Genomic DNA, 18,057 nt, shown 5'->3' on the forward strand with positions numbered 1-18,057 from the left:
CCCCCTATCTCCTTGACAGGGTTGTGATACGCAACAGTGGCGAGCGGCGCCTCACGAGGAGTGTCATGGATATCAAGGTCAGCGGTTCCGGATTGCAGCGCCAGGTCATTTTCTGGCTACTGGTGCTTGCCGCCTTCATTGCTTTCCTCATGGTTTTCAGCTCGATCCTGCTGCCATTCCTGGCCGGCATGGCGCTTGCCTATTTCCTCGACCCGGTCGCAGACCGCCTGGAGCGGTTCGGCTTGAGCCGGTTGATGGCGACGGTCGTGATCCTGATCGGCTTCGTCGTCGTCTTCGTGCTGGCCCTCATGGTCATCATTCCTGTCGTCGTCAGCCAGGCGGCCGATTTCATTGCGAACATCCCCGGCTATGCCGCCAAACTGCAGGTGCTCGTCAACGAAGCGCAGACGCGGCTGATTCCCGATTGGCTCGCGAGCCAGATGCCATCGCTGAAGCAAAGCTCCGGCAAGCTGCTCGAACAGGGCGCGGCCTTCGTCGGCACGCTCTTCCAGCAGATCTGGAACTCCGGCGTGGCGTTGCTCGACGTCATCTCGCTGCTGGTCGTCACCCCTGTCGTCGCCTTCTATATCCTGCTCGACTGGGACCGGATGGTCGAGAAGGTCGATAGCTGGGTTCCGCGCGACTACGTCTCGGATGTGCGCCAGATCGCCCGCGACATGAACGCGACGATCGCCGGCTTTGTGCGCGGGCAGGGCTCGCTCTGCCTCATCCTTGGTCTTTATTACGGGATCGGCCTGTCGCTGGTCGGTCTCAATTTCGGCCTGCTGATCGGTCTCTTCGCCGGCATGATCAGTTTCATTCCCTATGTCGGATCCATGGTCGGCCTGGTGCTTGCCGTTGGCGTCGCACTGGTCCAGTTCTGGCCGGACTATCTGTGGCTCGGCCTCGTGCTTGCCGTCTTTTTCAGCGGCCAGTTCATGGAGGGCAATATCCTCCAGCCGAAGCTGGTGGGCAAAAGCGTCGGCCTGCATCCGGTCTGGCTGATGTTTGCGCTGCTTGCCTTCGGTGCACTGTTCGGTTTCGTCGGTCTTCTGGTCGCGGTGCCCGCAGCAGCCGCCATCGGCGTGCTTGTCCGCTTCGGCATCCAGCGCTACCTTGATAGCGACCTCTATCACGGGCACGGCAAGGCCGTGGAAAAGAAGGCGAAGAGCGACAAGGCCGCCTGATTTCCGACGATTGTCCCGAGTACAGCATGACAAAACGCCCATTTGAACAAATCCCCCTGGCTTTCGGCCACGACCCGGCGACGGGTCGTGAGGACCTGCTCGTCTCCGACAGGCTGAGCGCGGCCATCGCCATCGTCGATCACTGGCCGGACTGGCCGGCGCCCGTGGTCATCATCGCCGGCCCGGTCGGCTCGGGAAAATCGCATCTCGCCAGCATCTGGAAGGAGCGGGCAAGAGCGGAAGTGATCCACCCGCTCGCCGGTTCCGATGCCGCGTTGATCGCGGCCGAAAGACCTGTTCTATTCGAGGATGCCGATCGCAGCGGCTTCGACGACACGACGCTGTTCCACGTCATCAACAACGTGCGCCAGCACGGCACCAGCCTGCTGATGACGTCGCGGCTCTGGCCGATGTCCTGGCCAGTGACGCTGCCGGACCTGCGCTCGCGCCTGAAGGCGGCGACCGTGGTCGAGATCGGTGAGCCGGACGACGAATTGCTGACGCAGGTGCTGATCAAGCTCTTTGCCGATCGCCAGCTTTTCGTCGACGAGCGGCTGGTGGGCTACATCGTCCAGCGCATGGAGCGCTCGTTGGAGGCGGCGCAGACGATCGTCGAGCGCATCGACCATCTGGCGCTGGCCCGCGGCACGAAGCTTTCACGCGCGCTCGCTTCTGAAGTTCTCGAAGAACTGGGAAATCAGCGTCGGTCCGATTGACTGTCACAGAACCGTCGTCAAACTGAGATAGCCGGTGCAGCCGGAGCAATGGGATCTGAAAAGCATGGATAACGCGCTATCTGCGGTGAACGAAAACCAGGCATCGGCGGAGGACGTCGACCTGCTGACGAGCCCGCAGCGCTTCATCAACCGCGAATTTTCCTGGCTGCAGTTCAATCGCCGCGTGCTCGAGGAAACGCTGAACACGGCGCATCCTCTGCTGGAGCGTGTTCGCTTTCTGTCGATCTCTGCCGCCAACCTCGACGAGTTCTTCATGGTGCGCGTCGCCGGCCTCGAAGGCCAGGTGCGCCAGGGCCTCTCGATGCGTTCGCCCGACGGCAAGACCCCGGTCGAGCAGCTCGAAGACATCCTGAAGGAAATCGACAATCTGCAGATGGAGCAGCAGGCCTCGCTCGCCGTGCTTCAGCAGTATCTCGCCAAGGAAGACATCCTGATCGTTCGCCCGGCCTCGCTTTCGGTGCAGGACAGGAGCTGGCTTGCCAACGAGTTCGATCAGTCGATCTTCCCAGTGCTGACACCGCTCTCCATCGACCCGGCGCATCCGTTCCCCTTCATTCCGAACCTCGGCTTTTCGATGGGCCTGCAGCTCGTCAGCAAGACCGGCCGCGAGCCAATGACGGCGCTCCTGCGTCTGCCGGTGGCACTCGACCGCTTCATCCGGCTGCCCGACGTCAAGAACGTCATCCGCTACATCACCCTCGAAGACATGGTCAGCCAGTTCATCGACCGGCTGTTTCCGGGCTATGAGGTCAAAGGCTCCGGTACCTTCCGCATCATTCGCGACAGCGATATCGAGGTGGAAGAAGAGGCGGAAGACCTCGTTCGCTTTTTCGAGACCGCGCTGAAGCGCCGTCGCCGCGGTTCGGTGATCCGCATCGAGACCGATTCGGAGATGCCGGCGTCGCTGCGCCAGTTCGTCGTGCAGGAACTGGGCGTCCCGGAAAACCGGATCGCCGTCCTGCCGGGACTGCTGGCACTCAACACTTTGTCCGAAATCACCAAGGCTCCACGCGACGATCTGCGCTTCGAGCCGTACAATCCGCGTTTCCCCGAGCGCGTGCGCGAGCATGCCGGCGACTGCCTGGCGGCGATCCGCGAGAAGGACATGGTGGTGCATCACCCCTACGAGTCCTTCGACGTGGTCGTGCAGTTCCTGTTGCAGGCAGCGCGCGATCCTGAAGTCGTCGCCATCAAGCAGACGCTTTACCGCACGTCGAACGACAGCCCGATCGTGCGCGCCCTGATCGACGCCGCCGAGGCCGGCAAGTCGGTGACGGCGCTGGTCGAGCTCAAGGCCCGCTTCGACGAGGAGGCCAATATCCGCTGGGCGCGCGACCTCGAACGCGCCGGCGTCCAGGTCGTCTTCGGCTTCATCGAACTGAAGACCCACGCCAAAATGTCGATGGTGGTGCGGCGCGAAGAGGGCAAGCTTCGGACCTATTGCCATCTCGGCACCGGCAACTATCACCCGGTCACCGCGAAGATCTACACCGACCTGTCGTTCTTCACCTGCAACCCGGTCATCGCCCACGACATGGCGAACATCTTCAACTTCATCACCGGCTACGGCGAGCCGGAGGCGGGCATGAAGCTGGCCGTCTCGCCGCACACGCTGCGCCCGCGCATTCTCAGGCACGTCGACGAAGAAATCGAGCATGCCAAGGCCGGGCGCCCGGCGGCGATCTGGATGAAGATGAACTCGCTCGTCGATCCGGAGATCATCGACGCGCTCTATAAGGCGAGCCGTGCCGGCGTCGAAATCGACCTGGTGGTGCGCGGCATCTGCTGCCTGCGCCCGCAGGTCCCGGGGCTCTCGGACAATATCCGTGTCAAGTCCATCGTCGGCCGATTCCTCGAACATTCCCGGATATTCTGCTTCGGCAACGGTCACGGGCTTCCGTCGGAGAATGCCCTTGTCTATATCGGCTCGGCGGATATGATGCCGCGCAATCTGGATCGGCGGGTCGAGACGCTCGTGCCTCTCATCAACCGGACTGTGCACGAACAGGTTCTGTCGCAGATCATGCTGGGTAATCTCATCGACAACCAGCAGAGCTACGAAATTCTTCCCGATGGCACCTCTCGCCGGATGGAAGTCGGCAAGGATGCCGAGCCTTTCAACGCACAGCACTATTTCATGACCAATCCCAGCCTCTCCGGCCGGGGCGAGGCCCTGAAGTCCAGCGCACCGAAGCTCATAGCCGGCTGGAAGAGCGGCTGGCACAAATAAACTGGAATTGCATGGTCGAATCTGAAGCGCAGGGGCGTCTGCCCGGCATCCGCCCGGTTTCCGTTATCGATATCGGTTCGAACTCCATCCGCCTTGTCGTCTATGAAGGCCTGAGCCGCTCGCCGGCCATGCTGTTCAACGAAAAGGTGATGTGCGGTCTCGGCAAGGGCATCGATGCGACCGGACGCATGGATGAAGACAGCGTCGAGCGCGCGCTGAAAGCGCTGCACCGCTTTCACGCGCTCTCCAAGCAGGCGCGTGCGACCTCGATGTATGTGCTGGCGACGGCCGCCGCACGCGAAGCGAGCAACGGCCCCGCCTTCATCGAGAAGGCGGAGGCGATCCTCGGTCACAAGGTCCGCATCCTTACCGGCGAGGAAGAGGCCTATTATTCCGCGATGGGCATCGTCAGCGGCTATCACGATCCCGACGGTGTCGTCGGCGACCTTGGCGGTGGCTCGCTGGAACTCGTCGAGGTCTCCGGCACGAAGATCGGCAAGGGCATCACCCTCCCGCTCGGCGGTATCCGTTTGTTCGAACACAGCAACGGCTCGCTCACCAAGGCGCGCACCTGGGTGCGCAAGTTCATGAAGAACTCGGCGGTGCTGAAGACCGGCACGGGACGGACGTTCTATGCGGTCGGTGGCACTTGGCGCTCGATCGCCAAGCTGCACATGGAGATCCGCGACTATCCGCTGCACATGATGCAGGGCTACGAGATTTCCTTTGACGAGGCGATGGCGCTTTTGCCGGAAGTGATCGAGCCGAAGAACATCAAGCCGTCTGCCTATTCGACGATTTCGAAGAGCCGCCGCAGCCTTCTGCCCTTCGGCGCGATCGCCATGCAGGAAGCGCTTTCGATCATGAGGCCGGAGCGGATTTCCTTCTCGGCGCTCGGCGTTCGCGAAGGTTATCTTTTCTCGCTCTTGAGGGACGAGGAACGTGCTCAGGATCCGCTGCTGACGGCGGCCAACGAGATCGCCATCCTGCGTGCCCGCTCGCCCGAGCACGCCCGCGAACTGGCTGACTGGACCGGTCGCATGGTGCCGTTCTTCGGGATCGAGGAGACGGAAGAGGAAGGCCGGTATCGCCAGGCGGCCTGCCTGCTTGCGGATATCAGCTGGCGGGCGCACCCCGACTATCGCGGTCTCCAGGCGCTGAACATCATCGCCCACTCGACCTTCTCCGGCATTACCCATGCCGGCCGCGCCTATATTGCGCTTTCCAATTATTACCGCTTCGAGGGGCTCAACGACGACGGCGCCACGAACGCACTTGCCGGCATCACCACGCCGCGCCTGCTGGAACTGGCAAAGCTGCTCGGCGGCCTCTTGCGTGTCGCCTATCTTTTCTCCGCATCGATGCCGGGGATTGCCCGTAACCTGACGTTCCGCAAGTCGTCTCTGCCGGACGTGGACCTCGAAATCGTCGTGCCTGCGGACTATTCGGAATTCCAGGGCGAGCGCCTGGACGGACGCCTGCAGCAGCTTGGAAAGCTCACTGGCAAGCGTCTCGCTTTCCACTTCGAAAGCTGACGCCGAAAAGTCAACCGGTCAAACGGGAAGGGCGCGCGAACAGATGTTCGCGCGCCCTTTTGATTAATCGGCCTTGAGGAAGTCGCCAACTTCGAGCAGCACGAACTCGTTGTCGTCGGCCTTGTCGAGCGCGCGGCCGGCCGAGAACGGTAGGTTGTTGTCGTTGCCGACGATGATGTGGGTCTCATCGACGCGGTCGACGTTCTCGATGGTGACGAAGGGCATATCGTAAAAGCCTTCGCCGCCGCCCTGGCGCTTCCTGTTGTCCGGATCGGCGATCTTCAAGAGGTCGATGTAGCCGATCTTGCGCACGGCCTTGCCGGCATTGTTGTCGTCAAAGGCGATCTTGTAGATGCGCTTGACCTTGGAGCCCGTTGCGAAGCAGTCCGGCTTCGGGTCCTTCGGATCGGCGCAGGCCTTGTCCACCGTGCCGGCGCCATTGTCGCGCTCGATCACCAGTGCGGTCTTGTCGTCGAGCATGTTGAAGTCGCCGATCGCCTCGCCGCCTTCGGCCAGCGGATAGAGCCAGCTGCGGCCGGTCCAGGCTTTGCTCGCAACATCGAGTTCGATGATGCGCAGCGCCGGGCGGCCATCGGCCTGCTCGACCGTTTCGCTGTCGGTCCAGAGCGGGCCTTCGAGCAGGCCGTAAAGCTTGCTGCCGTCCTTGGAAAGCGCCATGCCTTCATAGCCGCCGGAGCGCTTCAGGTTGAAGGCGGGCGTCTTCTTCGAGGGATCGCCCTGCAGCGTCAGCGTCGGATTGTCGGGCGAAAGCACCGGCTTGCCGTCGACCGTGGTCGCGATCACATCGGTCAGCTTGCCGTCGAGATCGAACTTGAGGATGTAGGGGCCGAACTCTTCACCGACCCAGAAGCCGTCCGCAACCGGCTGGATCGATTCGACGTCGAAGTCGGCGCCGGTGAGATAACGCTTGTCCGAGCCTTCCATGACGATCGGAAAGGGGGCCTTCTTGTCCGGGTCGGTCAGGAACAACGTCTTCAGTGCTTCGACCTTGCCGGCGTCCCAGTCCATCTTCACGTGGTGCAGCATCAGCATGGCGTCGCTGGAGTTCATCTTGCTGCCGAAACCGTTGTCGGAGAGGCTCCAGAAGGTGCCGTCTTCCATCGCCTTGATGCCGGAAAAGCCCTGCATCGGCTGGCCGTCGAAGGGCAGCGACAGGCCGGTCAGGCGAACGCCGTCCTTGCCCGGAACGGTGCCGAGCGCTTCGGCACGCTTGCGGTCCGCGGTGGTGAACTTGCCGGAGGTCTTGAGGTATTCCGGTGCGTCCGAGGGGGCGACGATGATCGTGTTGGCCGGCAGGATCGCGTGGCCCTTCAGCGTCGCGGTAAAGGACTTTTCCTCGGCCGAGGCGGCCATCGTCATCAAAAGAGAAAGAGCCGCGGTGGCGAGAAGCGTTTTCGTCATGAGGTTCACCTTGGGTTGGAGCCTTCTGCATGTCTCCTTGGGTCGCCCTAGATCCAAGGAGGCAGACGTGCAGCAAATTCGATGTGCTGCAGCGACCCTTGCGCGTCCCAGGACGCGCGGCGCTGCAGTCCGCAACCCGATAGGCGGCTATGATGACGGTTGGGTGATGCTTGCTTTACAACCCGATGAAGCTTTGGTGACAGGATTAGCCGGCGACGGCGAGGCTTGCCCAGCGGCCGGGCGTCAGGCCGTAGGCGCGCTTGAAATGACGGGTGAAATGCGCCTGGTCGGCAAAGCCGGTTTCGAGCGCAGCACCGGCAAGGCTTTCGCCCCGGGCGATCATCTGCCGTGCCCGCTCCAGCCGGCGCATCAGCAGGTAGCGATGGGGGCTGGTGCCGAGAACCCGGCGGAATTGCCGGGCGAGCGTGAAGCGATCGAGCCCGCTCACCGCCTCAAGTTCCTGCGAGCCGACGGGCCGTTCGAGATTGGCGCGAAGGAATTCGCTCGCCTGTAGAACGGCACGCTTGTCGGCCTTTGCGGGCTTGGCGTCCTTGGTGCCGGCGTGACGGTAGAGCCCCTCGGCGATCCGCACGAGAATGTCGTCGAGCGCCAGTTCGTCGATGCCATTGTCGAGATCCATCACGGCTTCGCCGACCGCCTGCCGCAGCGCCTCGTCGCCCACGACAGGGGCTGAGACGAAGGGCAGGGAGCGGTCGGTTTCATCAAGGGCTGCGAGTAGCCGTTCCGGCTGCAGATACATCATCCGGTAGCGCAGCCCGATCTCCGTTCCCGCGCCGCCATCATGGATCTCGTCCGGGTGGAGGATGATGATGCTTCCAGGATTGCTGAAGCGGCTTTCGCCGCGATACTGAAACGTCTGGACGCCGCCGAGCGTTACGCCGATGGCATAGGTGTCGTGGCGGTGCGGCTCGAAAAATTTTCCATGCAGGCGCGCCTCGATGCGCTCGATGCCATCGACCGCAGGCGCAACCCGAATGCCGTCGCCGGGCGCGCCGCACAATCGTTCAAGATCGATCGCAGCGCCGTCCGATAATGCGTCTTCCGGCACGCCCTGTCGGGCTGAAATGGAGATGGCCGTCATGTTCGATACCAAATTTGCAATCGTCTTGCGCGAGGACCTGGCAACCTGGCAGAAGCTCAACGTCACCGCCTTCCTCGCCACCGGGATCGCCGGACAGAAGCCCGGGATCATCGGCGAAGATTATCGCGATGGCGCCGGCAACGTCTACAACGCCTTGAGCATCCAGCCGATCATCGTCCTTGCCGCAGATGGGAAGACGCTCGGCAACATTCAACGGCGCGCGATCGAAAGAGAGGTCAAAGCTTCGATCTATGTCGACGGCATGTTTGCCACCGGTCACGACCACGCCAACCGTGCGGTTTTCGCCGAGACCAGGCCGGACGACGCGGCAGTCGCCGGCATTGCCATTCATGCGGACAAGAAGCTGGTCGACAAGATCACCAAGGGTGCCAAGCTGCACGGCTGACGGCGATCGCGATCCGGCCGATCGATGCCCTGCGCGCCGGCCGGGATCACTCGGCCGCGGTCGATACCAGCTGAGGAGCCGCGCTGCCTGCGCGCAACGACAGAACGCCAAGCTTCTGCCCGCGTCCTCTGACGGCGTGCTCGCCGAGATCCTCGACCCGCACATAATGCGGCAGACGCATCTTGCGGGCGAGATCGGTGGAGATCAGTACCTGGTGGCCGAGCGTCTTGCAGAAACCTTCGAGCCGGGCGGTGGTGTTCACCGTATCGCCGAAATAGGTGATCTTGTGCCGGTCGAGCCCGATTTCCGCCGCAACGATGGTGCCGCCATGAAGCGCCGCGCGCAGCCGCGGAACCTCGCCGAACTCCTTTTGCCAACGGCGCGCATCCGCATCGATCATTTCCAGAATGTCGAAGACGCAATGAATGCAGGCCGCATTGTTGGTGGCGCGATCGAAAGGCCAGGTAATGACGGCGGCGTCACCGATATAGTCGTCGATCGAGCCGCGGTAGCGCATGACCGGGTCGGCGATCGTCGCAAACAGCCTGCCGAGATACTCCTGCATCCGCAGGTCGCCGTGTTTCTCGGCATAGGCGGTCGAGCCGGCCAGGTCGATGAAGAGGAAGACGCGTTCTTCCTCGACCGGTCTGCGATAGCGGCCGGTGAGCAGGCTCAAAAAGACGTCGCGCCCGAGGAGTTCGCGAACCCTGAGGATGAAGACGAGCGAACCTGATACGCCGAGCGCGAAGATTAGGACCGTCTTGGACGGCATCATCGCGTCCATCCAATGGTCCTCCATGACGCCGCCCGACTGCATGAGCAGGCCAGCGGCGGCATATCCGATGTCGAGAAGCACGAAGTAGATCACCAGCGACGCGACGAAAAAGACCGGCGTGGAAAAGGCGTGGATCCGTCGATGCAGGCGCCGGAAAATGATGCGTCGCTCGAAGGCGATGATCGGCAGGCACATGAAGAGCGCATAGGTCGCGCCGATCAGGGCGCCCTTGCCGTAGAAAACCCATGCGTAGACCGCGCCGGCGCCTGCGACGACCAGCAGCAAGAGAAGTCCTTCGAAAGTCGAAAAGCGCCAACGCATGCAGAAAGCTCCGGTACCGGAAAGGCGGCATCCGTGTCGGTCGGCGTTGCCCAAGGCGCCGGCTCACGTCACATCGTTTGATACGATGGTGATTCTGTTCCGCCCGGCCCTTCGCTAGAGCTGGATTCAGGCGGAAACTTGTCTCCGCCCAATCCCTTTTTCAAGCTGACGCGGACGTGATCTCGGCGCTGATTTCCACTGCTTCGATCTTCTTGTCGACGAAGCGCAGGGCAACGTCGCCGTTGATCAGCTTCAGTGCCGTTTCGCCGAAGAGTTCGCGCCGCCAGCCCTTGAGCGCGGCGACATCCGCCTTCTCGCCCTCGGCAGCTATTTTGTCGAGATCTTCGCTGTTGGCGATGATCTTCGCGGCGACACCCTGCTTCTCGGCGATCAGCTTCAAAAGCACCTTCAGCATCTCGCCAGCGGCCGCAGCACCTTCCGGCGCATGGCTTTGGCGCGGAAGCTTCGGCAGATCGGTCTTCGGGATCGCCAGCGCCTCGTTGACGGCCTCGACGACCGCCGTTCCAGCGGTGGAGCGTTCCCAGCCCTTGGGGATGGTCCGGAGCCGTGCCAGTGCTTCCGCATCCTTCGGCTGCTGCTGGGCGATCTCGTAAATGGCGTCATCCTTGAGGATGCGGCCGCGCGGCACGTTGCGGGCGCGTGCCTCGCGCTCGCGCCAGGCGGCGACCGTCTTCAGCACGGCGAGCTCGATCGGCTTCTTTACCCGCATCTTCAGCCGCTGCCAGGCGTCGTCAGGGTGCAGGTCGTAGGTGTCGCGGGCTTCGAGAATGGCCATCTCTTCGGTCAGCCAGAGCGAACGGCCTTCGCGTTCGAGTTCTGCCGCCAGGTATTTGTAGATGTCGCGCAGATGCGTGACGTCGGCCAGCGCATAGTCGAGCTGCTTTTCGGTCAGCGGACGGCGGCTCCAGTCGGTAAAGCGCGAGGACTTGTCGATCTGCGTGCCGGTGACGCGGTTGACCAGCTGGTCATAGGAGACGCTGTCGCCAAAGCCACAAACCATCGCTGCGACCTGCGTATCGAAGATCGGATGCGGAATAAGGTTTCCGAGATGGAAGATGATCTCGATGTCCTGACGCGCGGCATGGAACACCTTGATGACCTCAGGGTTTGCCATCAACGCGAAGAAGGGCGCAAGATCGATGCCCTTCGCCATCGGGTCGACGATGACGGCAAGGTCCGGGCTCGCCATCTGGATCAGGCAAAGCTCCGGCCAGAAAGTCGTCTCGCGAAGAAATTCGGTATCGATCGTAATATAATTTGATAGGGCCAGCTGCTGGCAGGCGGCCTCAAGGTCTGCTGTTGTTTCAATCATCAGATTTAAATCACTGTGGCGAAAATGCGGCTTGGAATTTCGTGTAACTCTTCGCGGCATCTGTCACAATCGAAATCTCAGACGACTTTGAAATAACCCGTCATGCCGGTCTTCTGGTGCTCGATGATATGGCAATGCACGACCCAATCGCCCGGATTGTCCGCCACAAGCGCCACTTCCGCCTGTTCATCGGGCAAAAGCAGGATCGTATCGGTCGGCGGCGGCAGGAAAGTCCGCTTGTTGGAATTGAGAATGCGGAAGCTCAGGCCGTGCAGATGGATCGGGTGCGCATGCGGCGTCCGGTTGGCGACCTCCAGCACATAGCTCTTGCCGAGCTTCATCTCCTCGATCGGCGCGATCGGATCGGGCGTGTCGCCCGGCCACGGAACCTTGTTGATCGCCCAGAAGGTGTAGCCAAGCGAACCGCAGATCGAAGGCGTCGCCTTGTGCTCCGCCGTCGCCGTCAGTTCGAGCGGCACGCGGGTGGCGGTGGAGAGGTCGGCTTCCGCGATCGGGTTGGCGGGCAGGGGGCTGACATCCCGAAGATCGCGCTCGAGCGACGCTCCGGCTGACCGGAAGCGCGCGATCGTCCAGGGATGCGATCCACGCAGGTTGCCGAGCGCAACCGTCTGACCCTCGCTGTCGGGCATGCGCACGACAAGATCGACGCGCTGGCCGGGCCCAAAATCGTAGCGATCAAGTGCAAAGGGCTTGTCGACCGGATTGCCGTCGAGCGCGATGACCATCGCCTCAGCGCCCTCAAGGCCGATCGTATAGATGCGGGTGACGTCGGTTGCGGCGATGCGCACGCGCACCAGGCCGCCGGCCGGTGCGTCGTAAGTTGGCTCCTGCTGCCAGTTGGCGGTGCGCACCGTGCCGTAAGTGCCGCCGCGGGCCGCATCCCGCGGCTTGAATGCGTCGATGAACGCGCCGCCGGTGCCGAGCCGCCAATCGCGCAGGTTGAGCACGATCTCGGCATCGAACGTCGGATCGTCCGGGTTCTCGACGACGATCATGCCGGTCAGGCCGGCGCCCATCTGGGTCAGCGTGTTGCAATGTGGATGATACCAGAAGGTGCCGGCATCCGGCGGGGTGAACACATAGTCGAAACGGTCGCCCGGATAGACATAGGGCTGCGTCAGTTCCGGCACGCCATCCATGGCGTTGGCAATGCGCAGTCCGTGCCAATGTACCGTCGTCGGCTCGTCCAGCCGGTTGAAGAGGCGGGCCGCATAGGGCTCGCCCTTGCGCATGCGCAGGACGGGCGGCATGCCGGTACTTGGAGCCTCACCCAAGCCGTAGGTCATGACCTTGGGCGTAAGCCCATCCTTGGCGATCTGGGCTTCGGCAAGCTGTGCCATCAGGATCTGCGGATCGGGTGCGGTGCCGGCGCGCGCCGCCATGCCGGCGCCGAGCGCGAAGGCGCCTCCGAGAGCAGCGGAGCCTTGGAGGAAGGTGCGACGGCTGATGACGGGCATTTCGGCAATCTCGGCTGCTGTTTGAGGTGCCCCGGTTCTAAACCTGATTATTGCGTTCAGCAATTATCCGGATCGCGCGCATCTTGCCGCAGGTCAGCGATCCTTGCGCTTGTGGTTGTTGCCGGCGGCGAGCTTGTTGAAAAAGGACGAGGTGCGCAGGAGATTGCGGAACGGCAAGGCGCGCTCCCCGGCGGGCACCGGCCCGCGCGCCGTCATGCGCTGCAGGGTGTAGAGCATGAACAGGAAGAGGATCGCTGCCGTGTAGATGAACAGCGCCTGCGGCCCGAAGATCTCGAGCAGGAAGGAGGCAAACAGCGGCCCGATGATCGCGCCGAGCGACCAGAAGAACAGCATGCCGGCGGAGACGAGCGCATGCTGCCCCTCGGCCGCGTGGTCGTTCGCATGGGCCGAACAGAGCGAATAGAGCGGCATGGCAAAGGCGCCGAACAGGAAGATGCCGGCAAAGTTCAGCCATTCGTCGTTGCCGGCGCCGAAGGCGAGAAACAAGCCTGCGAGCAGCGACCCGAAGGTGGCGATCAGGATGATCAGGCGGCGGTCGAACCGATCGGAATAGTGGCCGAGCGGATACTGCAGCACGACGCCGCCGATGATGCCGGCGCTCATGAAGGTGGCGATTGCCGTCACCGACAGGCCGATGCCCTGCGCATAGATCGGCCCGAGCGAGCGGAAGGCGGCGTTGGTCAGACCGACGACGATGCAGCCGACGGTCGCAAGCGGCGAGATGTTCCAGAGCGCTTTGACGTCGAAGCGGATCGCCTCCGGGGCCACAGGGCTCGAGCGGTCGGCAAAGGAGATCGGCACCAGCGACAGCGTCAGCGCCATGGAGATGATGGCAAAAAGCTCGAAGCCGCCAAGCCCGATGCCAGGAATGACATATTGTGCGGCCGTGACCGAGCCGAGGTCGACGAGGCGATAGACCGAAAGCGTGCGGGCCCGGTTTTTATTGGTGACGCTGGCATTGAGCCAGCTCTCGACTGTCGCAAACAGGCAGGCGAAACAGATGCCGGCAAGAAGCCGCATCAGGAACCACATCAGCGGATTGATGACGAGCACCATCGAGATGGCTGCGGCCGAAGCGATCGCCGCCATCGCCGAGAAGGTGCGGATGTGACCTATCGAGCGCAGGATGCGGGTGACGTAGACGCAGCCAAGCGCGAAGCCGATATTGTAGCCGGCGCCGATAACGCCGATCAGCGATGTCGAGAAACCTTCTTCGAGTGCACGCAGCGAGATGAAAGTGCCCTGCAGGCCGTTGCCGCCGATGAGGATGCCTGCGGTGACGAGGAGGGGGATAAGCGGGCGAATCTGGGACATGGGGCAGGCGACATCCGGGCAGGCGGCCACGACTCGGGTGGGATCACTATCGGGCCTTGCTCATGTGTAGCCCCGCATTCTGCCGCCGGACAGTCCCGAATTGTGACGATTGCCGTTCTTTTCGCGGCATTTCGGCCGCCTTCTGTCACAAGCGGTCTTGGACTGGCTCTTGCCTTCGTTTACAACGCACCTCCATCGGGGGCGGCAGCGGGCGCTGCAGCTTGACAAAGGCTGCGCATCATGCGCTTTTCCGCCCGATTTTGACCATGTTGCCGCGCGCTGTGTCCCACGAGCTTGCGCGGCTCTTTGCAATTCCGGGATAAGACGATGCACCGTTACCGCAGCCACACCTGTGCCGCCCTCCGCAAGTCGGACGTCGGTTCCACCGTTCGCCTTTCGGGCTGGGTCCACCGCGTCCGCGACCATGGCGGCCTGCTCTTCATCGACCTGCGCGACCACTACGGCATCACCCAGGTCGTTGCCGATCCCGACAGCCCCGCCTTCAAGGCGGCCGAGACCGTTCGCGGCGAATGGGTCGTGCGCATTGACGGCCTCGTCAAGGCGCGCATGGATGACACCGTCAACAAGGGCATGCCAACCGGCGAAATCGAACTCTATGCGCAGGAGATCGAGGTTCTCTCGGCCGCCAAGGAACTGCCGTTGCCGGTCTTTGGCGAGCCGGACTATCCGGAAGACGTGCGCCTCAAGTACCGCTTCCTCGACCTGCGTCGCGACACGCTGCACAAGAACATCGTCAAGCGCACCCAGATCATCTCGTCGATGCGCCGCCACATGGGCGACGTCGGTTTCACCGAATACACGACCCCGATCCTGACGGCCTCGTCGCCGGAAGGCGCGCGCGACTTCCTCGTGCCTTCGCGCATTCATCCCGGCAGCTTCTATGCCCTGCCGCAGGCGCCGCAGCAGTACAAGCAGTTGCTGATGGTCGCCGGCTTCGACCGCTACTTCCAGATCGCCCCGTGCTTCCGCGACGAAGACCCGCGCGCCGACCGCCTGCCGGGCGAGTTCTACCAGCTCGACCTGGAAATGAGCTTCGTCGAGCAGGAAGACGTCTGGTCGACGATGGAACCGGTGATCCGCGACATCTTCGTGGAGTTTGCCGACGGCAAGCCGGTGACGGAAAAGTTCCCGCGCATTCCTTACGACACGGCGATCCGCAAATACGGCTCCGACAAGCCGGACCTGCGCAACCCGATCGAGATGCAGGCGGTTACCGAACACTTCGCCGGTTCCGGCTTCAAGGTCTTCGCGAACATGATCGCGTCTAACCCGAAGGTCGAAGTCTGGGCGATCCCGGCCAAGACCGGTGGCTCGCGCGCCTTCTGCGACCGCATGAACGCCTGGGCGCAGAGCCAGGGTCAGCCCGGCCTCGGCTACATCTTCTGGCGCAAGGAGGGCGAAAAGCTCGAAGGCGCCGGCCCGCTCGCCAAGAACATCGGCGAAGAGCGCACGGATGCGATCCGCACCCAGCTCGGCCTCGACGACGGCGACGCCTGCTTCTTCGTCGCCGGTGACCCCGCCAAGTTCTACAAGTTTGCTGGCGAAGCCCGCACCCGCGCCGGCGAGGAACTGAACCTCGTCGACCGCGACCGCTACGAATTCTGCTGGATCGTCGACTTCCCGTTCTACGAATGGCTGGAAGACGAAAAGAAGATCGACTTCGCCCACAACCCCTTCTCGATGCCGCAGGGTGGTCTGGAAGCGCTGAACGGCGAAGATCCGCTGTCGATCAAGGCCTACCAGTACGACATGGTCTGCAACGGCTTCGAAATCGCCTCCGGCTCGATCCGTAACCAGCTTCCGGAAGTCATGGTCAAGGCGTTCGAGCTGACCGGCAAGTCGCAGCAGGAGGTCGAAGATCAGTTCGGCGGCCTCTACCGCGCCTTCCAGTACGGTGCACCGCCGCATGGCGGCATGGCATTCGGCATCGACCGTATCGTCATGCTGCTCGTCGGCGCCAAGAACCTGCGCGAGATTTCGATCTTCCCGATGAACCAGCAGGCCGTCGACCTCCTGATGGGCGCACCGTCGGAAGCGACGCCGGCCCAGCTGCGCGAACTGGCGATCCGCCCGATTCCGCAGAAGAAGGACTGAGGTCGAACGGACCTGACCCCAAAAGGAAAGCCCGGCGATCGTCTCGCCGGGCTTTTTCTTTGTCTGCGCCAGATGTCTGTTCAGTGCCTGCCGTAGATGGCGTCGCGAACCTCGCGGGTGAACGGACCCCACATGCCCTCGAAGGTCGTGTTCGTCATGGCTACGACGGTGATCTTCTGCCCTGCGCAGTGAGACGCTGGCCTTGCTGGAGGCGCGCTTCCGGCAGGGCATAGCGGACGGAGAACTACGTGCGGATACCGATGCCGGCGGCCTCGCGCGCTTCGTCGGCGCCATTCTCCAGGGCATGACCGTGCAGACGCAGGACGGTGCCGGCGATGCGGACCTCCTGCCGATCGCTGAACTTGCGATCGCCGAGGTCGGGCGCACCGGCAGCCGTCCGGTTAGGCGACCGACCGCCTGGCGCGGGTCAGAAATCCATGCCGGGGCCGGGCGGTGGCGTGGGTGGGTTCTTCTTCGGTTTTTCGGCGACCATCGCTTCGGTGGTTACAAGCAGGCCGGCGACCGACGCCGCATCCTGCAGCGCCGCCCGCACGACTTTCGCCGGATCGATGACGCCCATGCGGTAGAGATCGCCATATTCACCGGTCTGCGCGTTCCAACCCTGGGCGAAGTCGCTCATCTCCCGAAGTTTGCCGACGATGACCGAGCCTTCGGCGCCGGCGTTTTCGGCGATCTGGCGCACCGGCGCCTCCAGCGCCCGCCGGACGATCTCGACGCCGACGCGTTGGTCGTCATTTTCGGGCTTGAGCCCATCGAGCGCGTGGACGACGCGGAGCAGCGCGACGCCGCCGCCAGGTAGAATGCCTTCCTCCACCGCGGCCCGCGTCGCATGCAGCGCATCGTCGACCCGGTCCTTCTTTTCCTTCACTTCCACTTCCGTCGAGCCGCCCACCCGGATCACCGCGACGCCGCCGGCAAGCTTGGCCAGCCGTTCCTGCAGCTTCTCGCGATCGTAGTCGGAGGTCGTTTCCTCGATCTGCGCCTTGATCTGGCCGACACGCCCGTCGATGTCCGCCTTGGTGCCGGCGCCATCGACGATGGTGGTGTCTTCCTTCTCGACCATCACCCGCTTGGCCCGCCCGAGATTGGCGAGCGTCACGGTTTCAAGCTTGATGCCGAGATCTTCGGAGATGACGGTCCCGCCCGTCAGGATGGCGATGTCCTCGAGCATCGCCTTGCGCCGGTCGCCGAAGCCCGGCGCCTTGACGGCGGCGATCTTCAGCCCGCCGCGCAGCTTGTTGACGACCAGCGTCGCCAGCGCTTCGCCTTCCACATCTTCGGCGATGATCAACAGCGGCCGGCTTGCCTGGATCACTGCTTCGAGAATCGGGATCATCGCCTGCAGGTTGGAAAGCTTCTTTTCGTGAATGAGAATGTAGGGGTCTTCGAATTCAACCCGCATCTTCTCCTGGTCGGTGACGAAATAGGGGGAGAGATAGCCGCGGTCGAATTGCATGCCTTCGACGATCTCCAGCTCTATTTCGGCCGTCTTCGCCTCCTCGACCGTAATCACGCCTTCGTTGCCGACACGCTCCATTGCCTTTGCCAGATAGCTTCCGATTTCGGCGTCGCCGTTGGCCGAGATCGTGCCGACCTGCGCGATCTCCTCATTGTTGGAAATCTTGCGCGCATGGGTCTTCAGTTTTGCGACGATCGCATCGACGGCGAGATCGATGCCGCGTTTCAGATCCATCGGGTTCATGCCGGACGCGATTGCCTTCACACCCTCCTTGACGATGGCCTGTGCGAGCACGGTGGCCGTCGTTGTGCCGTCGCCGGCCACGTCGCTGGTGCGCGACGCGACCTCCCGCAGCATCTGCGCGCCCATGTTCTCGAACTTGTCGTCGAGCTCGATTTCCTTGGCGACCGACACGCCGTCCTTGGTGATGCGCGGCGCGCCGAAGGCGCGTTCGATGACGACGTTGCGTCCCTTCGGGCCGAGCGTGACCTTGACCGCATCGGCGAGAATGTCGACGCCGCGCAACATCCGATCGCGGGCATCGCTACTGAACCTGACTTCCTTGGCAGCCATTGTGGACCTCCCTCAACACGAACATATG

The 18,057-nt window shown here is 62.9% G+C and carries 13 protein-coding genes; 6 read left to right on the plus strand and 7 right to left on the minus strand.

Annotation, left to right across the window (positions count from 1 at the left end):
• Positions 1-65 precede the first annotated feature (65 nt).
• The 4 genes from AC3WVQ_RS04540 (at position 66) to ppx (ending at position 5,689) form a co-directional block, all read left to right on the plus strand.
• The gene (locus tag AC3WVQ_RS04540; RefSeq protein WP_090294578.1) at positions 66-1,187 is read left to right on the plus strand and encodes an AI-2E family transporter; all 1,122 of its coding nucleotides are present in this window, start codon (positions 66-68) and stop codon (positions 1,185-1,187) included.
• 26 nt (positions 1,188-1,213) lie between these two features.
• Positions 1,214-1,903: a DnaA regulatory inactivator HdaA gene (hdaA, locus tag AC3WVQ_RS04545; RefSeq protein ID WP_492382607.1), complete on the plus strand. Its 690-nt coding sequence runs from the start codon at positions 1,214-1,216 to the stop codon at positions 1,901-1,903.
• A 64-nt stretch (positions 1,904-1,967) separates the two neighbouring features.
• Positions 1,968-4,154 carry an RNA degradosome polyphosphate kinase gene (locus AC3WVQ_RS04550; protein ID WP_034803821.1) on the plus strand — a complete coding sequence of 729 codons (2,187 nt, stop codon included), beginning with the start codon at positions 1,968-1,970 and terminating at the stop codon, positions 4,152-4,154.
• 11 nt (positions 4,155-4,165) lie between these two features.
• Positions 4,166-5,689: an exopolyphosphatase gene (gene ppx / locus AC3WVQ_RS04555; RefSeq protein WP_090294575.1), complete on the plus strand. Its 1,524-nt coding sequence runs from the start codon at positions 4,166-4,168 to the stop codon at positions 5,687-5,689.
• A gap of 63 nt (positions 5,690-5,752) precedes the next feature.
• Here the strand turns inward: ppx and AC3WVQ_RS04560 are convergent, their stop codons facing one another.
• Both AC3WVQ_RS04560 and AC3WVQ_RS04565 read right to left on the minus strand, forming a co-directional pair.
• Entirely contained in the window at positions 5,753-7,111 is a 1,359-nt protein-coding gene (locus AC3WVQ_RS04560; RefSeq protein ID WP_090294574.1) for an esterase-like activity of phytase family protein, read from the minus strand.
• A 205-nt stretch (positions 7,112-7,316) separates the two neighbouring features.
• Complete coding sequence (locus AC3WVQ_RS04565) at positions 7,317-8,213, minus strand: AraC family transcriptional regulator (protein WP_090294572.1); 897 nt, start codon at positions 8,211-8,213, stop codon at positions 7,317-7,319.
• Between AC3WVQ_RS04565 and AC3WVQ_RS04570 the strand changes: the two genes are divergently transcribed.
• Positions 8,212-8,619: a DUF2000 family protein gene (locus AC3WVQ_RS04570; RefSeq protein ID WP_060522237.1), complete on the plus strand. Its 408-nt coding sequence runs from the start codon at positions 8,212-8,214 to the stop codon at positions 8,617-8,619. The genes AC3WVQ_RS04565 and AC3WVQ_RS04570 overlap by 2 nt on opposite strands.
• Before the next feature lie 46 nt (positions 8,620-8,665).
• On the opposite strand, the gene AC3WVQ_RS04575 is transcribed toward AC3WVQ_RS04570, so the two are convergent.
• The 4 genes from AC3WVQ_RS04575 to AC3WVQ_RS04590 all read right to left on the minus strand — a co-directional run bounded on the left by AC3WVQ_RS04575 (position 8,666) and on the right by AC3WVQ_RS04590 (position 13,861).
• Positions 8,666-9,715, minus strand: a complete 1,050-nt coding sequence (locus AC3WVQ_RS04575) for an adenylate/guanylate cyclase domain-containing protein (RefSeq protein ID WP_112983835.1) — start codon at positions 9,713-9,715, stop codon at positions 8,666-8,668.
• Positions 9,716-9,875: 160 nt separating this feature from the next.
• Positions 9,876-11,048 carry a ribonuclease D gene (gene rnd, locus AC3WVQ_RS04580; protein ID WP_060522151.1) on the minus strand — a complete coding sequence of 391 codons (1,173 nt, stop codon included), beginning with the start codon at positions 11,046-11,048 and terminating at the stop codon, positions 9,876-9,878.
• 77 nt (positions 11,049-11,125) lie between these two features.
• Positions 11,126-12,526, minus strand: a complete 1,401-nt coding sequence (locus AC3WVQ_RS04585) for a multicopper oxidase family protein (protein ID WP_090294571.1) — start codon at positions 12,524-12,526, stop codon at positions 11,126-11,128.
• Between the two features lie 93 nt (positions 12,527-12,619).
• Positions 12,620-13,861 carry an MFS transporter gene (locus AC3WVQ_RS04590; RefSeq protein ID WP_089043952.1) on the minus strand — a complete coding sequence of 414 codons (1,242 nt, stop codon included), beginning with the start codon at positions 13,859-13,861 and terminating at the stop codon, positions 12,620-12,622.
• Positions 13,862-14,188: 327 nt separating this feature from the next.
• Here AC3WVQ_RS04590 and aspS point away from each other — a divergent pair, with 327 nt between their 5' ends.
• On the plus strand, positions 14,189-15,976 hold the full coding sequence (gene aspS, locus AC3WVQ_RS04595; RefSeq protein WP_060580900.1) for an aspartate--tRNA ligase: 1,788 nt from the start codon (positions 14,189-14,191) through the stop codon (positions 15,974-15,976).
• Positions 15,977-16,403: 427 nt separating this feature from the next.
• Here aspS and groL read toward each other — a convergent pair whose 3' ends face one another.
• Entirely contained in the window at positions 16,404-18,029 is a 1,626-nt protein-coding gene (groL, locus tag AC3WVQ_RS04600; RefSeq protein ID WP_090294569.1) for a chaperonin GroEL, read from the minus strand.
• Between the last annotated feature and the right edge of the window lie 28 nt (positions 18,030-18,057).

This window comes from Ensifer sp. EB106-05-01-XG146 (assembly GCF_058791875.1).